Source organism: Jiangella sp. DSM 45060 (assembly GCF_900105175.1).
GTDB lineage: Bacteria > Actinomycetota > Actinomycetes > Jiangellales > Jiangellaceae > Jiangella.
The window spans coordinates 4,717,920-4,741,650 of sequence record NZ_LT629771.1; the positions used below are offsets into that span (position 1 = coordinate 4,717,920).

The 23,731-nt window shown below is 72.7% G+C and carries 24 protein-coding genes and 1 tRNA gene; 3 read left to right on the forward strand and 22 right to left on the reverse strand.

Going from position 1 to position 23,731, the window contains the following annotated elements; translation table 11 throughout:
- Positions 1 to 5: 5 nt before the first annotated feature.
- The 21 genes from BLU82_RS20960 to BLU82_RS21050 all read right to left on the reverse strand — a co-directional run bounded on the left by BLU82_RS20960 (position 6) and on the right by BLU82_RS21050 (position 20,595).
- Positions 6 to 1,601, reverse strand: coding sequence for an FAD-dependent oxidoreductase (locus BLU82_RS20960; RefSeq protein WP_092626094.1), 1,596 nt, complete (start codon positions 1,599 to 1,601; stop codon positions 6 to 8).
- Positions 1,602 to 1,615: 14 nt separating this feature from the next.
- Positions 1,616 to 2,449, reverse strand: a complete 834-nt coding sequence (locus BLU82_RS20965) for an ATP-binding cassette domain-containing protein (protein ID WP_092623022.1) — start codon at positions 2,447 to 2,449, stop codon at positions 1,616 to 1,618.
- Positions 2,446 to 3,477 carry an ABC transporter ATP-binding protein gene (locus BLU82_RS20970; RefSeq protein WP_172885663.1) on the reverse strand — a complete coding sequence of 344 codons (1,032 nt, stop codon included), beginning with the start codon at positions 3,475 to 3,477 and terminating at the stop codon, positions 2,446 to 2,448. The genes BLU82_RS20965 and BLU82_RS20970 overlap by 4 nt, the downstream gene beginning before the upstream one ends.
- The gene (locus tag BLU82_RS20975; protein WP_092623024.1) at positions 3,470 to 4,999 is read right to left on the reverse strand and encodes an ABC transporter substrate-binding protein; all 1,530 of its coding nucleotides are present in this window, start codon (positions 4,997 to 4,999) and stop codon (positions 3,470 to 3,472) included. The genes BLU82_RS20970 and BLU82_RS20975 overlap by 8 nt, the downstream gene beginning before the upstream one ends.
- Positions 5,000 to 5,042: 43 nt before the next feature.
- Positions 5,043 to 5,930: an ABC transporter permease gene (locus BLU82_RS20980; protein WP_092623025.1), complete on the reverse strand. Its 888-nt coding sequence runs from the start codon at positions 5,928 to 5,930 to the stop codon at positions 5,043 to 5,045.
- On the reverse strand, positions 5,927 to 6,856 hold the full coding sequence (locus BLU82_RS20985) for an ABC transporter permease (RefSeq protein WP_092623026.1): 930 nt from the start codon (positions 6,854 to 6,856) through the stop codon (positions 5,927 to 5,929). Before BLU82_RS20985 ends, BLU82_RS20980 begins: the two co-directional genes overlap by 4 nt.
- Positions 6,853 to 7,908 (reverse strand): LacI family DNA-binding transcriptional regulator, encoded by a 1,056-nt coding sequence (locus BLU82_RS20990; RefSeq protein WP_092623027.1) that lies wholly within the window; start codon positions 7,906 to 7,908, stop codon positions 6,853 to 6,855. The genes BLU82_RS20985 and BLU82_RS20990 overlap by 4 nt, the downstream gene beginning before the upstream one ends.
- 405 nt (positions 7,909 to 8,313) lie before the next feature.
- A complete protein-coding gene (locus BLU82_RS34315) occupies positions 8,314 to 8,517 on the reverse strand; it encodes a hypothetical protein (protein WP_157741165.1) in 204 nt (67 codons plus the stop codon).
- 324 nt (positions 8,518 to 8,841) lie between these two features.
- A complete protein-coding gene (locus BLU82_RS20995; protein WP_092623028.1) occupies positions 8,842 to 9,285 on the reverse strand; it encodes a hypothetical protein in 444 nt (147 codons plus the stop codon).
- A gap of 196 nt (positions 9,286 to 9,481) precedes the next feature.
- A tRNA-Ala gene (locus tag BLU82_RS21000) sits at positions 9,482 to 9,554 on the reverse strand.
- Positions 9,555 to 9,668: 114 nt separating this feature from the next.
- Positions 9,669 to 10,304: a histidine phosphatase family protein gene (locus tag BLU82_RS21005; RefSeq protein WP_197682366.1), complete on the reverse strand. Its 636-nt coding sequence runs from the start codon at positions 10,302 to 10,304 to the stop codon at positions 9,669 to 9,671.
- Positions 10,301 to 10,699, reverse strand: coding sequence for a ribosome silencing factor (gene rsfS / locus BLU82_RS21010; RefSeq protein ID WP_092623030.1), 399 nt, complete (start codon positions 10,697 to 10,699; stop codon positions 10,301 to 10,303). The genes BLU82_RS21005 and rsfS overlap by 4 nt, the downstream gene beginning before the upstream one ends.
- A gap of 49 nt (positions 10,700 to 10,748) precedes the next feature.
- Positions 10,749 to 11,354 (reverse strand): nicotinate-nucleotide adenylyltransferase, encoded by a 606-nt coding sequence (gene nadD, locus BLU82_RS21015; RefSeq protein WP_370246191.1) that lies wholly within the window; start codon positions 11,352 to 11,354, stop codon positions 10,749 to 10,751.
- 19 nt (positions 11,355 to 11,373) lie between these two features.
- Positions 11,374 to 11,523, reverse strand: coding sequence for a hypothetical protein (locus tag BLU82_RS34320; protein WP_157741166.1), 150 nt, complete (start codon positions 11,521 to 11,523; stop codon positions 11,374 to 11,376).
- A 17-nt stretch (positions 11,524 to 11,540) separates the two neighbouring features.
- Entirely contained in the window at positions 11,541 to 12,788 is a 1,248-nt protein-coding gene (locus tag BLU82_RS21020) for a glutamate-5-semialdehyde dehydrogenase (protein WP_092623031.1), read from the reverse strand.
- Positions 12,789 to 12,862: 74 nt separating this feature from the next.
- Positions 12,863 to 14,005, reverse strand: a complete 1,143-nt coding sequence (gene proB / locus BLU82_RS21025) for a glutamate 5-kinase (protein WP_092623032.1) — start codon at positions 14,003 to 14,005, stop codon at positions 12,863 to 12,865.
- Positions 14,002 to 15,345, reverse strand: a complete 1,344-nt coding sequence (obgE, locus tag BLU82_RS21030) for a GTPase ObgE (protein WP_092626098.1) — start codon at positions 15,343 to 15,345, stop codon at positions 14,002 to 14,004. The genes proB and obgE overlap by 4 nt, the downstream gene beginning before the upstream one ends.
- A 93-nt stretch (positions 15,346 to 15,438) precedes the next feature.
- The gene (gene rpmA, locus BLU82_RS21035; protein WP_069112104.1) at positions 15,439 to 15,699 is read right to left on the reverse strand and encodes a 50S ribosomal protein L27; all 261 of its coding nucleotides are present in this window, start codon (positions 15,697 to 15,699) and stop codon (positions 15,439 to 15,441) included.
- A gap of 14 nt (positions 15,700 to 15,713) precedes the next feature.
- Positions 15,714 to 16,028: a 50S ribosomal protein L21 gene (gene rplU / locus BLU82_RS21040; RefSeq protein ID WP_069112105.1), complete on the reverse strand. Its 315-nt coding sequence runs from the start codon at positions 16,026 to 16,028 to the stop codon at positions 15,714 to 15,716.
- Positions 16,029 to 16,152: 124 nt separating this feature from the next.
- Positions 16,153 to 19,401: an Rne/Rng family ribonuclease gene (locus BLU82_RS21045; RefSeq protein WP_197682367.1), complete on the reverse strand. Its 3,249-nt coding sequence runs from the start codon at positions 19,399 to 19,401 to the stop codon at positions 16,153 to 16,155.
- Between the two features lie 468 nt (positions 19,402 to 19,869).
- The gene (locus tag BLU82_RS21050; RefSeq protein WP_197682368.1) at positions 19,870 to 20,595 is read right to left on the reverse strand and encodes a TIGR03936 family radical SAM-associated protein; all 726 of its coding nucleotides are present in this window, start codon (positions 20,593 to 20,595) and stop codon (positions 19,870 to 19,872) included.
- 116 nt (positions 20,596 to 20,711) lie between these two features.
- Here BLU82_RS21050 and BLU82_RS21055 point away from each other — a divergent pair, with 116 nt between their 5' ends.
- Positions 20,712 to 22,091 carry an FAD-binding oxidoreductase gene (locus BLU82_RS21055; RefSeq protein ID WP_092623035.1) on the forward strand — a complete coding sequence of 460 codons (1,380 nt, stop codon included), beginning with the start codon at positions 20,712 to 20,714 and terminating at the stop codon, positions 22,089 to 22,091.
- 6 nt (positions 22,092 to 22,097) lie between these two features.
- Here the strand turns inward: BLU82_RS21055 and BLU82_RS21060 are convergent, their stop codons facing one another.
- On the reverse strand, positions 22,098 to 22,922 hold the full coding sequence (locus BLU82_RS21060; RefSeq protein ID WP_092623036.1) for a PhzF family phenazine biosynthesis protein: 825 nt from the start codon (positions 22,920 to 22,922) through the stop codon (positions 22,098 to 22,100).
- Positions 22,923 to 23,002: 80 nt separating this feature from the next.
- On the opposite strand from BLU82_RS21060, the gene BLU82_RS35195 reads away from it, so the two are divergent.
- Positions 23,003 to 23,293: a hypothetical protein gene (locus BLU82_RS35195; RefSeq protein WP_197683155.1), complete on the forward strand. Its 291-nt coding sequence runs from the start codon at positions 23,003 to 23,005 to the stop codon at positions 23,291 to 23,293.
- On the forward strand, positions 23,193 to 23,729 hold the full coding sequence (locus BLU82_RS21065) for an MBL fold metallo-hydrolase (protein WP_197682369.1): 537 nt from the start codon (positions 23,193 to 23,195) through the stop codon (positions 23,727 to 23,729). The genes BLU82_RS35195 and BLU82_RS21065 overlap by 101 nt, the downstream gene beginning before the upstream one ends.
- The last annotated feature ends 2 nt before the right edge of the window (positions 23,730 to 23,731 follow it).

The window sequence follows — 23,731 nt, forward strand, 5'->3', positions numbered from 1 at the left end:
GGCCGTCAGTAGCCCTTGACCTCGGGCCAGGCGAGCTCGAACCCGTCGGCGACGAGCTCGCGCCGGAAGTCCTCGAGCCGGCCGGAGTCGCCGCGCACCTGCTCGGGGGTGAGGGAGTTGACCATGCAGTGCGCGGCCAGGGCGCCCGCGGCCTCGCCGATGTTCCACTCGACGGGGTGAAGGCGATAGCAGCCGTTGGTGATGTGCGTCGTGCCGAGGTTCTTCCCGGCGGCCAGCAGGTTGCGCAGGCGGATCGGCAGCAACGCGCCGAGCGGGATCTGGAAGGGGCTGCTGGGGACGTCGATGTAGTTGTCGCCGCCGGTGGACGGGTGCAGGTCGATGCGGTACATCCCGATGCCGACGGAGTCCGGGTACCGCACGGCGCCGGCGTCACCGCGGACGGTCATCGACAGGTCCTGTTCGACGACGGTCGTGTGTGCCTTGATGCGGCGGGATTCGCGGATGTACGGCGCCATGGCGAGTCCGTCGTCGGTGCCCATGAGGTCGGGGCGCAGCCGCAGGCCCGGCCAGCCGGTGCCGCCGTCGGGCCGCGGCGCCTCGGTCTGCAGCCAGAAGAGCATGCTCAGCGACAGCTGCCGCGAACCCTCGAGGTGCTTGACGCGCTCGTCGTCGGAGACGCCGACCAGCGGGCCGGGCAGGTAGTCGATCATCGGCCAGTTGACGACGGTGACGTCGCTCGCCGCGAAGCCCGGCTCGTACTGCTCCCGGGCGAGGATCCGGCGGAACAGCCACAGGTCGCGGTCCCCGGGGTCCTTGCTCTGGTCGGCCACCACCGGGCCGGCAGGAGCGTGCGGCAGGAACGTCCGGGTGAGTGGCTCCAGCGTCCGCGGGTCGGGCGCGGTGAGGCTGAGCAGCCGATCCGGCCAGACGTCCGGCTGGTAGTCGCGCCAGAAGCCGTACTGGTCGGGTCGGTCGATCGTGTGGTCCTCGCCCTCGAGGTGCTCGACCGCGAACACCCACGAGAACGCCTGCTGGTTGAGCGGCTGCGCCTCACTCGGCGCGCTCGGCTCGCCGGTCTCGGACCGCGCCTCGAAGCCGATGCCGTGCTCGACCCCCGCCAGCGGCAGCAGGTCGCCGAGCTCGGTGGCGTCGAGCACGTACGACGCCTCGATGGTCAGCTCCACGCCGTCGCGGCCGGCGACGGTGACGGCGGTGACGCGGTCGCCGTCGGTCTGGGCTGCGACGGGGCGCCGGCCGGTCAGGACCCGCAGCGTGCCGGCCGAGCGGTACGGGGCGAGCATGCCCTCGATCACGGCCAGGGCGGCTCGCGGCTCGTGGCACAGCCGGCTCACCCGGCCCAGGCCCGGGTTCAGGTCGGGCTGGCGGCGCGCGGCCGCCGTCAGCGGGTACCAGGTCCGGTAGTGGTCGCGCACGCCCTCACGGAACGCGCGGTACGAGCGGGTGCAGCCGAACTGCTCGATCCACGGGTGCTCGTCCGGCGGGACGGCCTGGCTGGTGAGCTGACCGCCGAGCCACTCGTACTCCTCGGTCACCATCACCGACCGGCCGCGTCGCAGCGCCGCCAGGGCGGCCGCCACCCCACCCACGCCTCCGCCGACGACCAGGATGTCGGTGCGCAGGTTCGCGTCTGTCGTCACCTGATCTGCTCCTGTGGGTGCTCGAACCCGGCCCGGGTGCCCTCCAGGTCGTGGGCGGCGCTCAACAGGCCTCGGGTGTAGGGATGGGCGGGCGCCGTGAACAGCTCCTCCGCCGTCGTGCATTCGACCAGCTCGCCGCTCTTCATCACCGCGACCCGATCGGCGATCTGCCGCACCACCGCGAGGTCGTGCGTGATGAACAGGATCGACAGGTCGTGCGTGCGCTGCAGGTCGACGAGCAGGCGCAGGATCTGCGACTGGACCGACACGTCCAGAGCCGACACCGCCTCGTCGCACACCAGCAGCCGGGGACGCAGCGCCAGTGCCCGGGCGATGCTCACCCGCTGGCGCTGCCCGCCGGAGAGCGCCGACGGGCGACGAGCGGCGACCCCCGCGTCGAGGCCGACGGCGGCGAGGGCGTCCGACAGCGCCTGCCGGCGATCCCCCGCCGGCGCGACCGCGGGATGAACCTTCCACGCCTCGCGGATGATCGCGCCCACGGTCATCCGCGGGTTGAGCGACGAGCCGGGGTCCTGGAACACCATCTGGATGGCGCGCTGCAGCTCCGCGGGTCTGGTGTCGACCGGCCCGAGCGCACGACCTTCGTAGGCGATGGTGCCGCCCTGCGGGCGGACGAGCCCGAGGACACAGCGTGCGACGGTCGACTTCCCCGATCCGGACTCGCCGACCAGGGCCAGCGTCTCCCGGGCCTCGATGTCCAGGTCGACGCCGCTGACGGCCCGGACGATCGTCCGGGCGCCGCGCAGCGACCGGCGGGGACCGGTGAACGTCACCTTCAGGTCGCGGATCTCCAGTACGTGCGACGTCACGACTCCACCTTCTCGGCGAGATGACACGCGCTGAACCGGCCGGACTCGACCTCCCGCAGCACAGGCACCTCGGTGCGGCAGCGGTCCTGAGCCATCGGGCAGCGCGGATGGAAGGCACACCCCGCGGGCCGGGCGAACGGGTTGGCCGGGGCGCCCTGCAAGGGCTCGGCGATCGCCGACCTCGTGCTGACCGCCGGCACGTTGTTGGCCAGGGCCCGGGTGTACGGATGCCGCGGCCGCTCCAGCACGTCCCGCGCCGGGCCGCGCTCGGCGATCCGGCCCGCGTACATGACCACCACGTCGTCGGCGACGTGCGCCATGACCCGCAGGTCATGACTCACCAGCAGCATCGCCAGGTGTTCCTGATCGCGCAGGTCCGCCAGCAGTTGGAGGATGCGCGCCTGGGTCGTGACGTCGAGGGCGGTGGTCGGCTCGTCCGCGATGATCAGCCGCGGCTCGCCGGCCAGCGCCATCGCGATCATGACCCGCTGGCGCATGCCGCCGGACATCTCGTGCGGGTAGACGTCGATCCGCTGGTCCGGGTCCGGGATCCCGACCCGGTCCAGAAGCTCCAGGACCCGGCTGCGGACCTGCTGGCGCGCCATGCCGCCGCGCCGCAGGATCTCGCCGACCTGCCGGCCGACCGTCTGGATCGGGTTGAGGGCGGCCAGCGGGTCCTGGAAGATCACGCCGATCTCCCGGCCGCGGACCTGCCGGAGCCGGCGTGCGGCCGCGGTGAGGAGATCCTCCGACCTCCAGGCGACGCGACCCGCGGTCTCCGCGTCCGGCGGCAGCAAGCCGACGATCGACATGGCGCTCATCGTCTTGCCGCTGCCGGACTCCCCGATGAGGCCGGTCGTGCGGCCGGCGTCCACGTCGAAGGACACCTTGTCGATCACGGTCCCCGTCGTGCCGCCCGACGGCAGTACGACCTCGAGGTCCTCCACCCGGAGGAGCGGCGCTCCGGGAGCGAGGTGCGGGTCGCCTGCCGCGGGCGCCGCGACGGCGGACGAGTGCTGATCAGTCACCCGAGACCGTGACCTCGTCGAAGTAGGGCACGCCGTCCGAGACGGGCTCGAAGCCCTCGACGCCGGTCCGCCATGCGTAGGGCTGCTCGACGAACATCGGGTACATGCCGACCCCGTCGTTCCAGATGATCTCGATCGCCTGCGCGTACAGCTCCTCACGCTGCGCGGTGTCGCTGGTCGAGCCGGCTTCGGCGAGGATCCGGTCGAGCTCCTCGTTGCAGTAGCCCATGCGGTTCGCCGCGCACGTGTAGAGACGGCCCAGGTTGGTCGCCGCGTCGTAGCCCTGCGACCCGAGCTGCTGCAGGTTCATGTCCCAGTTCAGTGCCAGCAGGTCCTCGAGGAAGACCGCCTGTTCCTTCTCCTGCGGCTCGACGGTCACGCCGATGTCGGCCAGGTCCGAGACCACCGCGTCGACGAAGTTGCGGAAGTTGGCCTGCGAGAACTGCCAGCGGATCACGGTGTTGTAGTCGAACCCGGCCGCGTCCAGCGCCGCCTTGGCCGCGTCCGGGTCGTACTCCACCGGCTCCTGCGGTGCGTAGCCGAGCACGGACGGGCTGATCGGCGAGTCCGCCGGCGTCCCGGTCTCCGGGTACAGCGAGCCGATGATCGCCTCGAAGTCGACCGCCTGCCACAGCGCCCGCCGGACGGCTGGGTCCTGCAGGGCCGGGATCGAGCTGTTCATCCACATCGTGAGGACGCCCGGGCTCGGGACGGTCTCGACCGTGAGGTTGGAGTCGGACTTGAGCTGGGCGATCTGGTCGTCGGGCATGCTCCACGTGATGTCGACCTCGCCGGTCTGCAGCGCCGTCATCCTGGCCGCGACCTCGGGGATCGACTGGAACTCCAGCGAGTCCAGGGCCGGTTCGCCGTCCCAGTAGCCAGGGTTGGGCGCGAGCTGGAGCGTCGCCCCGGCCTCGAACGACTCCACGACGAACGGGCCGGACCCGACCGGAGCCTGGAAGAAGCCGTCCTCGGCGGCGGCCTGCGGCGTCACGAAGAACGACGAGATCTTGCCGAGGAACGCCGCGTCCGGCGTCGCGGAGGTGAACACGACCGTCGACTCGTCCGCGGCGGCCACGGTGTACCCGCCGAAGTTGCCGGCCAGCGGGCCCTCCCCCGCCAGCACGCGTTCGAACGACGCCACGACGTCGGCCGCCGTGACGGGGGTGCCGTCGGAGAACTCGACGCCCTGGCGCAATGTGAACGTCCATACGCTGGCGTCGGCGTTGGGCTCCCACGACTCCGCGAGCTCGCCGTCGAACTCCCCGGAGCCGGTGCTGACGACGAGCTGGCTGAAGATCGCCCGGGCCGCGAGCTGGGTGCCGGCGTCCATGCTCGCCGGCCCGTGCGGGTCGAGGTTCTCGATCGGGATCGGCCCGGCGACGGTCAGGTCGCCGCCGGCCGCGACGGAGTCACCGGTCTCCTGAGCCGGGTCGTCGGAGGAGGAGCAGGCAGCGGCCGCGATGAGCAGTGCAAGGGCGCCTGCCGCCGAGGCGAGTGGTCGCCGGGTACGGATGGTCATGCGGGAGTCCTTTCGTCGTTGGAAGAAGAGCGGGGCGGGCGCCTCAGTCCCGCTTGCGTGTGAACCGCCGGGTGAGCCTGTCGCCGACCAGCCCGATGCAGATGACCAGGACGGTGAGCGCGATACCGGGGAAGACCGTGATCCACCAGGCGGTGGCCAGGTGCTCCCGGCCGCCCGCGATGGCCTGGCCCCACGACACGATGTGCGGGGGAAGACCCAGACCGAGGAAGCTGAGTGCTGCCTCGGACAGCACCGCCGAGGCGAGTTCGATGGTGGCCAGGGCGACGACCGATCCGGTCAGGAACGGCACGATGTGGCGGGTGAGGGTCGCCGATTTGGACAGGCCCATGATCCGGGCGGCGTCCACCCAGTCGCGCTCCCGGGTCGACATCGTGATGCTGCGCGACAGCCGGGCGAAGCCGACCCAGCCGCCGACGGACAAGGCGATGATCACGACGTGCATGCCGCGCTCGAGCAGACCGGCGATGACGATCGCGAGCAGGATGCCGGGGAAGGCCATCAGGATGTCGACCGTCCGCGAGACGACGGCGTCGGACAGCCCGCCCGAATACCCCGCGATCGCACCGAGCGCGACTCCGATCAGGCCGCACAGCGCGACGACGGAGATGCCGATGATGAACGACGTCCGCGCGCCATACACGACCTGCGCCAGGACGTCGCGGCCCACGGCGTCGGTGCCCAGCCAGGCGGTGCCCGACTCCGTCGCCGAACCCGGGGGCAGGAGGCGCTCGGTGACCTCGGTGGCCACCGGGTGGTAGTCGATCAGGAACGGGCCGATCGCGGCCGCGAGCACGTAGATGCCGATGATCACATACGGGATCGCGGCGAGCGGCCGACGCCGCCGGCGCGGGGCGGGCGGCGCCGCCGGACCGGGCGCGGACTCGGTGAGCAGGATGTCCGACTGGGTCATCGGCGCGCCTCCAGTCGGATCCGGGGGTCGAGCTTGGCGTTGACGATGTCGGCGGCCAGGTTGAGGACGATCACGCACAGCGCGATCAGGACGGTGGCCGCCTGGACGACCGCGTAGTCACGGTTCCCGACCGCGCCGACCAGCAGCGATCCGAGGCCCGGCCACGCGAACACGGTCTCGATGATCACCGCGCCGCCGAGCAGCGTCCCGACCTGCAGGCCGACGACTGTCACCACGGGGATGAGCGAGTTCTTCACGACGTGGCCGGTCAGCACCTGCGTCTCGGTGAGGCCCTTCGAGCGGGCGGTCTGGACGAAGGCCTCCGACATCGTCTCGGCCACCCCGCTGCGGGTCATGCGGGCGACCAGTGCGGTGAACGGAATCGACAGCGTGACCGCCGGCAGGACGAGGTTGGCGAGGCTGCCACCGCCGGCGCTGGGCAGCACCTGGAGCTGCAGCGCGAAGATCAGGATGAACATGATGCCGACCCAGAACGGCGGCAGCGCCTGCAGACCGAGGGTGACCGTGGAGACCGCCCGGTCCAGCGCGCTCCCCGGCTTCTTGCCGGCGACGACTCCCAGGATCAGGCCGAGGACGATCGCCACGGCGGTCGCGGCCAGGGTGAGCTGAATGGTCGCCGGGAAGCGCTCGAGCACCTGGTCCATGGCCGGTCGGCCGAAGCGGTACGACTCGCCGAAGTCGAGGCGCAGGACGTCGCCGAGGTAGGAGAAGTACTGGAGCAGGAGCGGCCGGTCGAGGCCGAGGCTGTGCCTCAGCGCCTCGATCTCCGCGGCGGTCGCGTCCGGGCCGAGCGCCACCGTCGCCTGGTCACCGGGGGCGAGCCGCACGACGACGAAGACGGCGGTGACGACGCCCCAGATGGTGAGCAGGCCGATCGCCAGTCGCTTGATGACGAAGTAGCTCACCGCTGCGGTCCCTTCGGCGCCGCGGCGATCGAGTCGCCGGCGATCGGAGTACAGGCGACGTTGAGCTGCCGGTGCCCCCCGTCCTCGTCGTCCAGCAGATCGAGGAGCAGCCGGACGGCTTCTCGTCCCATCTGCTCGCGGTGCAGCGAGAACCGGGTCCAGTCGCGAGCGTCCTCGCCGAGCGCCGGGTCGCCGAGGAGGACCACCGAGCAGTCCTCGGGGATGCGGGCGCCGGCCTCCTCGGCGGCACGTTCGACGGCGACGATGGTGGTGTCGTCCTCGCTGGGTTCCACCAGCAGCGCGGTGATGCCCGCGGACAGCCAGCCGCGCACCTGGTCGCCGGTCACGGAGCCGACGTCGTCGACCACGCACTCGTCATCCGTGATCCCGGCTTCGCCGAGGCCCTGCCGGAAGCCGGACTCGCGGTCCCGGGTCGGTTCCTGCCCGTCGCTCAGCTTCAGGTAGGCCAGCCGGCGGTGTCCGAGCCGCGCCAACTCGCGGACCACACCACTGGTGGCGCCGACGTAGTCCGCCGCGACGTAGGAGAGTTCGGCGCCGGGAACCTCACGCCGGCCGATGAACACGAACGGGAAGTCCTCCTGGACCAATGCGGCGAGATCGTCGCGATGTAAATGGCGTCCGAGGAGCACACAACCGTCGGCCACTTTCAGCCGGTTGACGCCTCCCGCATAGATGCGGCGATCGCCTCCGGAACTCGCCGAGCTGAACAACAGCAGATCGTAGCCATACTCGGCGGTCGCCTCTTCCACGCCGAGGAGAAACGGGAAATAGAAGTCCCTCTGACCGACCGGAAATACGGGTTCGAACGTATAGAGCCCCAGCATGCGATTGCGCCCGCCCTTGAGCCGGCGCGCCGCCGCGTTGACCGTGTAGCCGAGCTCGGCGGCCGCCCGCAGTACCGCGCGGCGGGTGCCTTCGGCGACCTGCTCGCTCGCCGCGCCACCACTGATCACCAGTGACACCGTCGCCTGCGACACGCCGACGCGACGGGCTATGTCCACCTGGGTGGGTCGCCGTCGTTGCGCTGCCATCTGAGTCCTTAATACGTATTGGGTCTTGATGCGCGCTCACGTTACGGATCGACGGCACCTGACGTCAAGGGCTTGATTCGAAATGTGATGACGCCCTACGTAACGTGGATGGCACCGTCACGTAGCCCCCGGGCGCTGGACCGCGCCCGGACCGCGGCCCGGCCAGCGTGCGCCGCCGACGACCGTGCGGCGGAGGAACCCATCATTCGCCGATCGTGGCCTCGAGATCCGCACTGGCGTGTTCACCGGCTCCGCGAATTCCCACGCCCGCGGAAGTCGAAGAACCGTCCCGCCGACCGGCAGAGAGTGCGATCTCGGGTCGGCCGACGTGGCGCCTCACCCCGTCGACCAGCGCTGTCGAGTTCTGGTGATGAACGGCGGAATCGGCCGCTCCGCGTCTGAAAATCAGCGGTGAATCCACTCGCGGAGACGATGCGCCGGCGAATGGTGACGGGCATTCTCGGCATTCTCGAAATGCCGCCTGCCGAAGCGGAACTCGACCAGGATCGAGACCATACCCAGCGCGCAGTGAGTCGAGCCGGCTGCGGCTGGAACCGCGTCCAGTTCCCTCGCGCCCAGCCACCGACGGTCCGGTGCGGCATCGCGCACGACGTTCGATGATGCGGCGTCACCGCAAGACGCCGGCGCAGCGCTGACCGGACGTCGCACTTATCGATCCAGGCCAAGCGTCGTTCGCACGGTGAGTCCAGGTGGGCAAGTCGCCCCTCCGATACCGCCTCCTCCGATTCGCGGACACCGCATAACGCGCGGCCCAGCAACAGGACCTCTGAGCACCGGCGCACGTTCCACTACGCTGCGAGGTTCATGCCGCGTCGGTCATGTCAGTCTCAACAGGGTCGAGATGGTCGAGCATTTGCTCCTCGGCGTCGGTCTCGGGTTTCGACAGCAGGGTCGCCTGGCCGGAGGGTTGTCTCAAGCACCTGCGCTGCCGTGAAGTCGACCGATTGATCCGGCTCGACGTAGTGACCCTCGGTGACCGCCTTTGAGGTATACCCCAGACGGGTGGCCGCGGCGTCCAGACCCAAGCCGCGTGCCAGAAGTGCGGGAGTGGTTGGCCCGCGAGTACGAGATCGCCTGCTCGGCCTTGAGGAACGCCTCGCCCCGGCCGGTGGTGATCTCGCCCAGGATGAAGTGCTCGAAGAACGGCCGGGCGTGCAGCCGCAGATCGTCGCGGTAGTTGTTCTTGGTGTTCTCCGCGATGTCGCGCTGCTCGAGATCGGCGAGCCAGAGTTCCACCAGATCGCCGAACGGCCTGGACAGACTCAACAGCCCACCCGTGCCGTAGCCGGGCCGGCAGACCAAGCGCTCCTTGAGCTCGGCCTGCGCGGCCGTCCGCGAACCCGCGGTCGCCGTCACCTCACGCAACTGGCCGTCCAGATCGCGGTACCGGGTGCGGGCGACGTAGCGGCGGTAGCCGCACTGCTTGATGTTGACCGCGCCGTAGGTACCGATCGCCGTGCGCGGCCGTCATGCAGGTGCACCAGACGCGCCGAGCGGCCATGTCGCCGGTCCTCGATGAGGACCCGACATGACCGCTGACCTGCGAATCGGGTGGAGCTGAGGGGACTCGAACCCCTGACCCCCTCCATGCCATGGAGGTGCGCTACCAGCTGCGCCACAGCCCCGTGCCGAACGGCTTCGTAAGCTTAGCCGACGGCTGGGTGAACCTCATAATCGGACCCATCCCTGCGGCGACCGGCCCGGTGGAGCGGCCGATCGACCTCGGAGAGAGTACCAGGTCACCCCTCTTCGATCACCACCGGAGTGGGCAGGGTGCCGGCGTTGTGCTCGACCAGGATCCAGCCGTCGTCGCCTTCGCGGAGCATGGACCACGAGCAGTTGGAGAGCCCGCCGACGTTGGTGAAAAGGTGCAGCGGCATGCCGATGAGCGCGGCGATGCCGAGCCGGGCCGCGCCGCCGTGGGAGGTGAGGACGGCGAGGCCGTTCTCGGGCAGCCGGGCGGCGGCGTCGTTGACGGCGGCGAACATCCGCTCGGCCACCTCCTGACGGGTCTCGCCGCCGCCGACGCGGAGTAGCGGGTCGCCGCCGCGCCAGGCCTTGTACTGGTCGGGCCAGCGGGCGGCGATCTCGGCGGACGTGCAGCCCTGCCAGTCGCCGGCGAAGGTCTCGCGCAGGCGCGGGTCCAGGACGACGTCCAGGCCGACGAGGGCGGCGAGGGCCGCCGTGGTGTCCTGGGCGCGCTGAAGGTCCGACGACACCAGCAGGTCCGGCGCGAGCGCGGCCAGCCGGGCCGCGGCGTCGCGCGCCTGCTCCCGGCCGAGCTCGTCGAGGTCGACGTCGGTCTGGCCCTGGAACCGCCCGGCGGCGTTCCACTCCGTGCGTCCGTGCCGCCAGAGGACGACGCGACGGCTCACTCCTCGTCCCCGGAGCGCGGGCCCCGTCCGGCGTTCACCTCGGCCGGCAGTTCGATGGTCGGGCAGTCCTTCCACAGCCGCTCGAGGGCGTAGAACACCCGCTCCTCGGCATGCTGCACGTGCACGACGATCTCGACGTAGTCGAGCAGCACCCAGCGGCCCTCACGCTCGCCCTCACGGCTGACGGGACGGGCGCCGAGGTCGCGCAGCCGCTCCTCGACGGCGTCGACGACGGAGCGCACCTGGCGGTCGTTGGAGGCCGAGCACACCAGGAAGACGTCGGTGATCGCCATGCGCTCGGACACGTCGAAGGCGACGATGTCGTCGGCCAGCTTGTCGGACGCGGCCTCCGCGGCGGCGACCGCCAACTGGATGGCGCGATCGGTTGCGGTCAAGCGGCGTTCCTTTCTGTGTGGGTACCGGTGAGTCGACCGGTCCAGAGTCTCATGCCTCGACGTAGAGGCCGCGTTTGTTGATGTACTGGACGATGCCGTCGGGCACGAGGTACCAGATGGGCTCGTCGCCGGCGACGCGCTGGCGGCACTCGCTGGACGAGATCGCCAGCGCGGGCACCTCGACCAGCGTCACCTTGCCCTCGGGCAGCCCCACGGCGGAGAGGTCGTGCCCCGGCCGGGTGCAGCCGACGAAGTGCGCGAGGTCGAACAGCTCGTCGTGGTCGCGCCAGGACAGGATCTGCCCGAGCGCGTCGGCGCCGGTGATGAAGAACAGCTCGGTGTCGTCGCCGTACTGCGCGCGCAGGTCGCGAAGGGTATCGACGGTGTATGTGGGACCGGCGCGGTTGATGTCGACCCGGCTGACGGAGAACACCGGGTTCGACGCGGTGGCGATGACCGTCATCAGGTAGCGGTCCTCGGCCGGGGTGACGTCGCGGCCGGTCTTCTGCCACGGCTGCCCGGTGGGCACGAACACCACCTCGTCGAGGTGGAACCAGTGTTGTACCTCGCTGGCCGCCACCAGGTGGCCGTGATGGATGGGGTCGAACGTCCCACCCATGACGCCGAGCCGTTTCGGGTTGCTCACCGACGACACCGTAGCGGCCGCAGCCTGGTCAGGCGTGCGCGCGGCCCTTGCCGAAGCTCAGCACGATCAGCAGCAGCACGAGGAGAATGCCGAACGCGGAGACCCCCCACGCCCACGCGGGGAACCCCTCCGACGACGAGGAGTGCGCCTCCTCGGCCAGCAGCACGACTGTGTCCATGGGGCAGAAGCCTACCGTCAGCCCCGCACGTGTCCGTCACCGGTGACGACGTACGTGGTGGTGGTCAGCTCCGGCAGCCCCATCGGGCCCCTGGCGTGCAGCTTCTGCGTGGAGATGCCGATCTCGGCGCCGAAGCCCAGCTGCTCGCCGTCGGTGAACCGGGTGGAGGCGTTGACCATGACGGCCGCGGAGTCGGTGGTGGCCGCGAACCGCCGCGACGCCGCCAGCGACCGCGTCACGATGGCCTCGGTGTGCCCGCTCCCCCAGCGCCGGATGTGCGCGACGGCGTCGTCGAGGGTGTCGACGACGGCGGCGGCGAGGTCGAGCGAGAGGTACTCGGCGGCCCAGTCGTCGTCGGTGGCCGGCACGACGGCGGCGTCGTAGCCCTGGACGCGCGCGTCGCCGTGGACGGTGACCCCGGCCTCGCGCAGCGCGGCCAGCGCCGACGGCAGGAACTCGGCGGCGACGCCGGCGTGCACGAGCAGCGTCTCGGCGGCGTTGCACACGCTGGGCCGCTGCGTCTTGGCGTTGAGCAGGATCTGCAGCGCCATGGCGAGGTCGGCGTCGGCGTCGACGTACACGTGGCAGTTGCCGACCCCGGTCTCGATGACGGGGACGGTGGACTCCTCGACGACGCTGCGGATGAGCCCGGCGCCGCCGCGCGGGATGAGGACGTCGACCAGGCCGCGCGCCCGCATGAGCTCCTTCGCCTGGTCGCGACCGCCCGGGACCAGTTGGACGGCGGCGCGCGGCAGCCCGGCGCCCTCGGCCGCCGCGGCCAGGACGGCGACGATGGCCTCGTTGGACGCGGCCGCGCTGGACGAGCCCTTGAGCAGGACGGCGTTGCCGCTCTTCAGCGCGAGCCCGGCGGCGTCGGCGGTGACGTTGGGGCGGGCCTCGTAGATGATGCCGACGACGCCCAGCGGCACCCGGCGCTGCGTGACCTGCAGGCCGTTGGGCAGCGTGTAGCCGCGCACGATCTCGCCGACGGGGTCGGGCAGCCCGGCGACCTGCCGCAGCCCGCCCGCCATGCCGGCGATGCGCGAGTCGTCGAGCCGGAGGCGGTCGATCATGGCGTCGGGGGTGCCGGTCTCGCGGGCCCGCTCGACGTCGGCGGCGTTGCGCTCGATGATCGCCGCCGCGTTGGCCTCGAGCGCGTCGGCCATGGCGTGCAGGGCGGCGTCCTTCTCGGCGCGGGTGCGGACGGCGAGGTCGGCGGCGGCGCCGCGGGCGGCCCGGCCGAGGTCGGCGACGGTGGTGGTCACGCGGCCAGTCTAGGCGGTGTACGCCGCCGGCCGGTCGGCCCGCTCACCCGGCCGGCCGAGCGGGGACGTCGCCATCAGCGGCGCGGCCGGCCGAGCAGCACGAGGTCGTCGCGGTGGACGACCTCGCGCTCGTACTCAGGGCCGAGGTCGCGGGCCAGCTCCTTGGTCGAGTGGCCGAGCAGCGCCGGCAGCTCCGCCGCGTCGTAGTTGACGACGCCGCGGGCGACGGCGCGGCCGGACTCGTCCAGCAGGTCGACCGGGTCGCCGGCCGTGAACGTGCCGGTGACGGCGGTGATGCCGGCCGGGAGCAGCGACGCGCCGCGCTCGACCAGCGCCCGCACGGCGCCCGCGTCGAGCGTGAGCGACCCGCGGCCGTCGGTGGCGTGCTCCAGCCACAGCAGCCGCGTGGCTCGGCGGCCGGCCCGGCGGTGGAACCAGGTGCCGGCGGCGTCGCCGGCCAGCACCGCGGACACCTCGGGCGCCGACGCCAGCACGACGTCGGCGCCGGAGCCGGTGGCGATGGAGGCCGCCTCGACCTTCGTCACCATGCCGCCGCTGCCCAGCCCGGACCGGCCGGCCGAGCCGACGTCGATGCCGTCGAGGTCGCTCAGGCTGTGCACGTCGGTGAGCCGCGTGGCGCCCGGCTTGTGCGGGTTGCCGTCGTACAGGCCGTCGACGTCGGAGAGCAGGACCAGCAGGTCGGCGTGGACCAGCTGCGCCACCAGGGCGGCCAGCCGGTCGTTGTCGCCGAAGCGGATCTCGTGGGTGGCGACGGTGTCGTTCTCGTTGACGACCGGGACGACGCCGAGGTTCAGCAGCTGGTGCAGCGTCCGGTAGGCGTTGCGGTAGTGCGAGCGACGGGTGACGTCGTCGACCGTCAGCAGCACCTGGCCCACCCGCAGGCCGTGACCGGCGAACGCGGACGTGTACGTGGCCATCAGCAGGCCCTGCCCGACGCTGGCGGCGGCCTGCTGCCGGGCGAGGTCGCGCGGCCGCGTGGCCAGGCCCAGCGGCGCCAGCCCGGCCGCGATGGCCCCGGACGACACCAGCACGACCTCGCGGCCCGACGCGCGCGCCTTCGCCAGCGCGTCGACCACGGTGGCGACCCGGGCGTCATCGATGCCGCCCTGCGTGGTGGTGAGCGACGACGACCCGACCTTCACGACCACGCGCTGCGCGGCCGCGACGGCCCCGCGGGCGGTGACGTGACCGGTCATGACAGCCGGGAGTCCGTACCGCGGGGGCCGAGGTGCTCGCCGCCCGCGCTGACGCTGGGCTCCCAGTCGAACACGACCGCGTCCTCGCCGCCGATGACGACCTCGTCGCCGGCCCGGGCGCCCGCCGCGATGAGCGCCTCCTCGACGCCCAGCCGGGCCAGCCGGTCGGCGAGGTAGCCGACGGCTTCGTCGTTGGTGAAGTCGGTCTGGCGGATCCACCGCTCCGGCTTCGCGCCGCGGATGCGGTAGCGCTCGCCCTCGTCGGTGACGGTGAACCCGGAGTCGTCGACGGCGGCCGGACGCAGCACCAGGCGGGTCGGCTCGGCCGCGGGCGCTGCCGCCCGGGCGGCGGCCACCAGCGAGCCCATGGCGTACGTGAGCTCGCGCAGCCCCTCGTGGGTGGCGGCGGAGACCGGGAAGACCTCCCAGCCGCGCTCCTCGATGTCGGCGCGGACCAGTTCGGCCAGCTCGCGCGCCTCGGGGACGTCGATCTTGTTCAACGCCACCATGCGCGGGCGCTTGTCGAGGCCGCCGTACTTCTGCAGCTCCGCCTCGATGAGGTCGATGTCGGTGAGCGGGTCGCGGCCGGGCTCCATGGTCGCGAGGTCGACGACGTGCAGCAGCGCCTTGCACCGCTCGACGTGGCGGAGGAAGGCGTGGCCCAGGCCGCGGCCCTCGCTGGCGCCCTCGATCAGCCCCGGGACGTCGGCGACGGTGTAGCGGACGTCACCGGCCTCGACGACGCCGAGGTTGGGCACCAGCGTGGTGAACGGGTAGTCGGCGATCTTCGGCCGCGCCGCGGAGATGGCGGCGATGAGGCTGGACTTGCCGGCGCTCGGGAACCCGACCAGCCCGATGTCGGCGACGCTCTTCAGCTCGAGCACGACGTCGCGGGCCTCGCCCGGCTCACCGAGCAGCGCGAAGCCGGGCGCCTTGCGCCGCTTGCTGGCCAGCGCGGCGTTGCCCAGCCCGCCGCTGCCGCCCTGCGCGGCCACGTAGCGGGTGCCGGCGCCGACGAGGTCGACCAGCACCTCGCCGTCGCGAGTGCTGACGACAGTGCCGTCGGGGACCTTCAGCTCGATGTCCTGGCCGTTGGCGCCGGCCCGGTTGCTGCCCTCGCCCTGGCTGCCGCTCTTCGCCCTGCGGTGCGGCGAGCGGTGGTACTCGAGCAGCGTGGTGGTGTTGGGGTCGACGACGAGGACGATGTCGCCGCCGCGCCCGCCGTTGCCGCCGTCGGGGCCGCCCAGGGGCTTGAACTTCTCGCGGTGCACCGACACACAGCCGTGCCCGCCGTCGCCCGCTGCCAGATGCAGCACGACGCGGTCCACGAACGACGGAATGGCCATGTGTTCAGTCCTCACGAAAAAGGGCGGGCCGGTCGAGTGACCGGCCCGCCCTGATGATTCAGGTGTGTTGCTCGTGTGGAGCGGGGGTCACTCCCCCGCCGGCACGACGATGTTGACGACCTTGCGGCCACGCTTGACGCCGAACTCGACGGCGCCGGCGGAGGTGGCGAACAGGGTGTCGTCCTTGCCGCGGCCGACGTTGTCGCCCGGGTGGAAGTGGGTGCCACGCTGGCGGACGATGATCTCGCCGGCGTTGACCAACTGGCCGCCGAAGCGCTTCACACCGAGCCGCTGAGCGTTGGAGTCGCGCCCGTTCTTGCTGGACGAGGCGCCCTTCTTGTGAGCCATCTCGAGGTACCTGCCTACTTCGTCTCGATGCCGGTGACCTTGACCTGGGTGTACTTCTGGCGGTGCCCCTGGCGCCGCCGGTACCCGGTCTTGTTCTTGTACCGGAGGATGTGGATCTTCGGGCCCTTGGTGGCACCGACGATCTCGGCCGTGACCGACACACCGGCCAGCTTCGTGGCGTCGGTGGTCACGGTCTCGCCGTCGACGAGCAGGACCGCCGGCAGCGTGACGGTGGCGCCGACCTCGGCGTTGTCGAGCCGGTCGACGTCGATGACGTCTCCGACGGAGACCTTTCTCTGGTTACCGCCGCTGCGGACGATCGCGTACACCGCGGACTCACTCTCTCACTCGGGCTTCGGGCGCGCATGCCGACGCTCGAGAGCGGGCACGCGGGTATGGGCGCGAAGAGCGCCGACGCCCTAGGGTACGGAATTGGTCAGGGTCGGGTCAAACTCAGGGGACGGGACTGCCGGCCGGACGCTCCGCCCGGCGCCGGGTGCGGCGCGGACGGGCCGGCTCGGCCTTCTGCTCGGCCGCGTCGTCGGTGGACGACGTGGTCGCCGCGTCGGCGGACGACGAGGCCGGCGACTGGCCGGTCGCGGCCGCCTCGACCTGCGCCGCACCCGTCACCAGCGACTCCGCGGGTGGCGGAGGCGGCGGTGGCGGCAGGGTGGACGACGTGGACGTGGCGGCCGCATCGGCGGACGCCGCGGGAGCGTCGCCGCCGGCCGTGGCCGCCTTGTCGACGCCGGCCTCGTTGCCGGCGGCGGTGCTGTCGCTGCCGGCCGCGGTGCTGCCGGACGCCGTGGTGGTGCTGCCGGCGGCGCGCTCGGCCCGGCGACGGCGGCGGGTGGCCGGCGCGGGCGCGGTGGTGGCGGCGGGCTCGGCCGGCGCGGACTCGGCCGGCGCGGACTCGGCCGGCGCGGACTCCGCCGACTCGGCCGGCCGGTCGCCGTGCTGGCCGTTGCTACCGTGACCGTTGCCGCCGTTGCCGTTGGCCCCGACCGGCATGAGGTCGGCCGGAGACGCCTCGCCGGGGCTGGCCAGCGCCTCGAGCTTCGGCGTCAGTGCCTCGACCGGCTGTGGCTGCTGCGTGGCCGCCGGCTGCTCGGCCTTGCGGCGCCGGCCGCGGCGCTCGGAGCGGCTGGACCGGCCGTCGTCGGCGGACCCGGACTGGCCGCCGGAGGAGCCGCCGTTGCCGGACTCGACCGGGTGGGCGTGAACGAGCAGGCCGCGGCCCTTGCAGTGCGGGCACGGCTCGCTGAACGCCTCGAGCAGGCCGGTGCCGATGCGCTTGCGCGTCATCTGCACGAGACCGAGCGACGTGACCTCGGCGACCTGGTGCTTGGTGCGGTCGCGGCCGAGGCACTCGACCAGGCGGCGCAGCACGAGGTCGCGGTTGGCCTCGAGCACCATGTCGATGAAGTCGACGACGATGATGCCGCCGATGTCGCGCAACCGCAGCTGGCGCACGATCTCTTCGGCCGCCTCGAGGTTGTTCTTGGTGACGGTCTCCTCGAGGTTGCCGCCCGAGCCGGTGAACTTGCCGGTGTTGACGTCGACGACGGTCATGGCCTCGGTGCGGTCGATGACCAGCGAGCCGCCGCTGGGCAGCCACACCTTGCGGTCCATGGCCTTGGCGATCTGCTCGTCGATGCGGAACGCGGCGAAGACGTCGTCGGTCGAGGTCCACTTCTCGACGCGGTCGCGCAGCGAGCCGGCCACGCTGGAGACGTACTCCTCGATGGTGTCCCATGCGCGGTCGCCGGAGACGACCAGCTTGGTGAAGTCTTCGTTGAAGAGGTCGCGGACCACCTTGATGGCGAGGTCGGGCTCACCGTGCAGCAGCTGCGGCGCGTTGCCGGAGGACTTCTTCCGCAGCGCCTCCCACTCGGCCTTGAGCCGCGCGACGTCGTTGGTGAGCTCTTCCTCCGAGGCGCCCTCGGCGGCGGTGCGGACGATGACGCCGGCGTCCTCGGGGACGACCTGCTTGAGGATCTTCTTCAGCCGGGTGCGCTCGGTGTCGGGCAGCTTGCGGCTGATGCCGTTCATGGACCCGCCGGGGACGTACACGACGTACCGGCCGGGCAGGCTGACCTGGCTGGTCAGGCGGGCGCCCTTGTGGCCGATGGGGTCCTTCGTGACCTGCACGAGCACCGACTGCCCGGACTTGAGGACGTCCTCGATGCGCTTCGGGCCGTCGTTCTTGCCCAGGCCGCTCCAGTCGACCTCGCCGGCGTACAGGACGGCGTTGCGGCCGCGGCCGATGTCGACGAACGCCGCCTCCATGGCGGGCAGCACGTTCTGCACCCGGCCGAGGTAGACGTTGCCGATGAGCGACTGCTGCGACGCGCGGCTGACGTAGTGCTCGACCAGCACGTCGTCCTCGAGGACGGCGATCTGGGTGAGGTCGCCGGACTGCCGGACCGCCATGACGCGGTCGACGGCCTCGCGGCGGGCCAGGAACTCGGCCTCGGACAGGATCGGCGGACGGCGGCGGCCGGCCTCGCGGCCCTCGCGGCGGCGCTGCTTCTTCGCCTCGAGGCGGGTCGAGCCCTTGACCGAGGTGACTTCGTCGTCGAGGTCGCGGGTCTCACGGACCCGCACGACGGTGTTCGGCGGGTCGTCGGGACGCGGCTCGTCGCCGTCGTCGTTGCGGCGGCGACGGCGCCGGCGACGACGGCGGCTGCCGCCCTCGTCGGAGTCGGCGCTGTCGTCGTCGGAGTCGCTCTGGGCGTCGTCGCCGTGGTCGTCGGACTGGTCGCGGCCCTGGTCGTCGTCGGAGTCGTCGTCGCCCGAGGCGTCGGAGCCGTCGTCGTTGCGACGGCGGCGGCCGCGGCCACCACGGCGGCGGCGCCGGCGGCGGGTGCCGTCGTCGTCGGAGTCGGAGTCGGTGTCGGAGTCGGTGTCGTCGTCGCCGGAGGCGTCGGTCGTGACCTCGGGCTCCTCCTCCGTCTCCTCGGCCACGGGCTCGGGCTCGGGCTTCGCGCGTCGGCGGCCGCGGACCGGCTCGGCGGCCTCGGGGTCGGGCGCGGCGAACAGCGGCGCCGCGGAGAACGCGGGTGCCTGGAAGAGGACGCTGGAGGCGCGGGCCTCGGTGGCGGCGCTCTCGGCGCCGGACGGGGCGAACGCCGGGTTCGGGTCGGTGGACGCGCCGGCGCTGCCGGTGTCGTCGACGTCGGCGGCCTCGACCGGCAGCGGCTCGGGCGCGGGCTGGGCGGCCTTGCGCGACCGGGACCGCTTGCGCGGCGCCGGAGCCTCGTCGGCGACGGCCGACGCGGCCTCAGCGGGCGCGGCACCTGCCTCGACGGCGGGCGCGGACGCGGGCGCCGTGTCGGCAGCAGCCGGTTCGGCGGCCGGAACGGCCTCGTCGGCGGCCGGGTCGTCGACCGCGAGCAGGTCGGCGGCGGCCGCGGCCTTGCGGCTCGCCGCCTTCTTCGCCGGAGCCTTCTTGGCGGTCTTCTTCGCGGCCGTCTTCTTGGCGGCCGCCTTCTTGGCCGTCTTACGCGCCGGTGCGGCCGGGGCGTCGTCGCTGGTGGCGGGCGCGCCGGCGTCGTGCAGCGTGGGCTCGCCGACCGGCGGGCCGGCGGCGCGGCTGGCCGCACGGCGGCGGCGCGGCTGTGCCTGCTCAGCGGTGGCGTCGGCCTGGACCGGCGCTGTCGAGCTGGAATCTCCGGACGAGCCGGGGGTCTCTTCCGTCATGTGGTGCACTCCTGTCGGCCCGGCAGCCGGGGCGCCGCGCCTCGCTCGGCGCGCTGCTGCCCAATTGCCGGGGCACTGCATCGGGCCACCTGGAGCGTCCGAGCCACGGCCGCTACAGGTGGAAAGCCTGTGATCGGCGACGTCCACCGGACCTGTGCGTCGTCAGGCCCTGCTCAGCGCCCGCCGCGGCGGCGCACCCTGGTCGGGGCGCCTCGCGGCTGGGCCGCTTGGCGGACCCAGCGTGCCGAGCGACTCCGCGGCGACCATGGTCGACCACACGGGACGTCGGCGAGGACATCGTCGGACCGAGCGGCGTGTACCGCCCGACCAGTTCCGAGTATCGCACATGTCCGCCCGGAAACGGCGATGGCGGCCGCCCGCGGCCGCACCACCCACACCCAGAGGTTCGGCATCGCCGCAGGTCAGCAGTACCGCCTTACGGTGTGCCGTAGATCACGTCGGGTCATGTCACGTGTCGTGCGGCCCGGGCGCGTCGGCGAGCGGGTCGGCCAGCTCGCCGGTGTCGTCGTCCCACTCCCCCTGGGCCAGGCGGACGGCGCGCGGCGGCTGCGGCGGGGTGAACCCGGCGACGAGGCGCAGACCGGCCAGCACCTCGTCGGGCCGGACCGTCGGCGACTGGTGACGGACGACGGTGCGCAACGTGACGGGGTCGGCAGCGGTGTCGGCGCTGAGCCGCAGGACGGCGGCGCGGGGATCCAGCTTGCGCACGCCGTTCTTCGTCAGCCGCTCGACCGGCACCGACGCGGCCGCCAGGAACTCCGTCACCGCGGCCGCCGCCTGCTCGGGCACGGCGCCGGGCAGCTCGATGGCCCAGCTCGACGCCTGCAGCCGGTCGGCCAGCGCGCCGGGCCCGGCCTCGACCACCTGGACGACGTCGAGGCCCGGCGGCAGCGCGGCGTCCAGCGCGGCGCGCACCTGTTCCGGATCGCAGACCCGGGTGACCGCCAGTTCCAGGTACTCGGCCTCGCTGGCGGCGCCCGTGGGCGCGGCGCCGGCGTAGGACACCCGCGGGTGCGGCGTGAACCCCTGCGACCACGCCATCGGCACGTCGGCCCGGCGCAGCGCCCGCTCGAACGCCCGCTGGAAGTCGCGGTGGCTGGTGAAACGCAGCCGGCCGCGCTTGGCGAAGCGGACGCGGAGCTTCTGGACGGCGGGCAACTGCTGGTGCGGCACGGTGCTCAGGGTCGGTCCTCTCGGCGGACGTGACGTGGGTCGAAGGACCCATTGTCACGTGGGCGCGGCGGGCGTACGTTCCATTTCACCAGTCATCTGTCTTGGGGGGCAGTGCGATGACCGGTCTCGACGACGCCGTGGCGGGCGACCTGCGGGCGCTGGTGTCCGGCGATCTCCTGACCCCGGACCACCCCGGCTACGACGACGCGCGCGCCGTCTTCAACGCGATGATCGACCGCCGGCCCGGGCTGATCGTGCAGTGCGCCGACCGCGCCGACGTCGCGCTGGCGGTGGCGTTCGCCCGCGAGCACGGCCTGGAGACGGCGGTCCGCGGCGGCGGGCACAGCGTCGCCGGGCTGGCGCTCACCGACGGCGGCCTGGTGATCGACCTGCGCCGGATGAACGCCGTCACCGTCGACCCCGTGGCCCGCACGGCCACCGTCGGCGGCGGCGCCACCATGGCCGACCTCGACCGCGCCTGCGCGCCGCACTGGCTGGCCACCACCGGCGGCCGGGTGTCGACGACCGGTGTCGGCGGGTTCGTGCTCGGCGGCGGCACCGGCTGGCTGGACCGGTTGTTCGGGCTGGCCTGCGACAACCTCGTCGAGGCGGAAGTCGTCACGGCGGACGGCGAGATCGTCCGGGCCACGCCGAACAGCCATCCCGACCTGTTCTGGGCGCTGCACGGAGGCGGCGGCAACTTCGGCGTGGTGACGTCGCTGACGCTGCGGCTGCACCCGCTGCCGGAGTCGTCGCTGGCGCTGCTGCTGTGGCCGCCGGAGGACGGGCCGCGGATCGTCCGGGCCGCCCGCGACCTGCTGGAGGACGCTCCCGACACGCTCGGCGGCGGCGTCATCTACCTCACCGGCCCGGCGGGCGAGGACTTCGTGCCGGCCGAGCTGGCAGGGCGGCTGGCGCTGGGCGTCGCGCTCGTGCACGCCGGCGGCGAGCAGTCGCTGCGCGAGCTGGCGGCGCCGCTGTTCGACGCGGCCCCGGCCGGCGCGATGGTGGCCGAGCTGCCGTACGACGAGCTGCAGTCGGCCCTCGACGACCCGCCCGGCCAGCGCAACTACTGGTCCGCCGAACATCTGGACACCCTCCCGGACGAGGCCGTCGACGCGTTCTGCGCGCAGGCGGCCGGGCTGATCGTGCCGTCGGCGTCGCAGCACGTGCTGTTCCGCATGGGCGGCGCGGTCGCCCGCGGCCCGGCCGACTATCCGATCCCCTGGCGGCAGGCCGGCTGGGTGGTGCACCCGTTCGGGCTCTGGACCGATCCCGCCGACGACGCTCGCGGCCGGCAGTGGGCGCACGACGTCTGCGCCGCCGTCCGGCCGTGGCGCACCGGCGCCGTCTACCTCAACTTCATCGGCGACGAGGGCGAGCACCGCGTCGTCGCCGGCTACGGCGCCGTCGGCTATGCCCGGCTGGCCGCCGTCAAGGCCCGCTACGACCCCACGAACCTGTTCCGGCGCAACCACAACGTCGTGCCGGCCTGACCTCGTTCAGACGCCGCGCAGCTCGCCCTCGAGGACGGTGCGGGCCCGGCCGGCCAGCTCGAGCCGGTCACCGTGCATCGTCACGCCGACGATGCCGCCGCGGGCGGACAGCTGCGCGCCGGTCAGCGCGGTGCCGTCGGGCGTTCCCAGCTCTTTCGCCCAGTACGGCCCGAGCACGCAGTGCGCGGACCCCGTCACCGGGTCCTCGGGAACACCCACCGCCGGCGCGAAGAAGCGGGACACGAAGTCGTACGGCGAGCCGTCGTCGGCGCGGGCGGTCACGATGACGCCGCGCGCCTCGACCACCTCCAGCGCGACGAGGTCGGGCGCCAGCTCGCGCACCACCGCCTCGGACTCGACGACCGCGAGTACGTCGAACCGGCTCCGGCCGGTCCACACCGGGGTGACGCCGAGCGCCGCGGCCAGCCCGCCCGGAGCAGGCGCCTCCTGCGCCGGCAGCGCCGGGAAGTCCATGCCGACCGCGCCGGACCGGTCGCGGGTGACGGTGAGCACGCCGCTGCGGGTGCTGAACCGGATCGGGCCGGACTCGCCGCGCTCGAACAACACATGCGACGTGGCCAGCGTGGCGTGGCCGCACAGGTCGACCTCGACCTCGGGGGTGAACCAGCGCAGCCGGTAGTCGACCGCCGGCGTGGCCCGCGCCGCCTCGTCGCCCTCGACCGGCTCGACGAACGCGGTCTCGGAGTGCTTCAGTTCGGCCGCGACGGACTGCATCCAGTCGTCGGGGACCGGCCGGTCCAGCAGGCAGACCCCGGCCGGGTTGCCGCCGAAGGGCCGATCGGTGAACGCGTCGACGACGAGGATCCGCACAGTGCCCAGCCTACGAGCTTCCGGCCGCACCGTTCACCTGCGATCCCACTGGTCGCGAATGTGGTGATAGGACCGGGTCGATGCTCCAGCACCTCACCGGGCCGGTCTGGCTGTGGCCGGCAGATCCCGATCCGGACCGGATCCAGGCCACCGTCGGCATCGTCGCCGGCGACACCGGCTCGATTGCGGTCGACGCCGGGCACAGCCCGGCCCTGGCCGGCCGCGTCCGCGCCGGCGTCGAGGCCGCCGGCCTGCCGCCGGTCGTCCGGGGTGGTCCTGACGCACCATCACTGGGACCACACCTGGGGTCTCGCGGCCTGGGACGCTCCGGCGACGGCACACCGCCGTTGTGCCGAGGCGATGGCCGCTGAGGCCACGCTGCCGTGGAGTCACGAGGAGCTGCGCCGCCGGATCGCCGCGCAGCCCCTGCTGGGTCCGAGTTACCGGGCCCGGGCGCGGGCGGTCGACGATTTCGGCGAGCTGCGCCTCGTCGCGCCGGACACCGTCTTCGACGACCGTCTCACCGTCACCGCGGGTGGGGCCACCGTCGAACTGGCGCACGTCGGCGGCGGGCACGCGCACGGCTCCAGCGTCGTTCGTGTGCCGGCCGCAGGCGTCCTGTTCCTCGGCGACGCCTACTACCCGCCGCCGCACCACCTGCGCCGGCCCGGCGACGGACCCGACCTCGAACTGGCGGCGTCGCTGCTCGGCCCGGACGTCGAGTGGTGGGTCGAGGGACACGACGTGCCCCGTACGCGGGCCGAGGCCGAAGCCGCGCTGCGCGCGGCGGGCTCCGCCACCGGCTGACC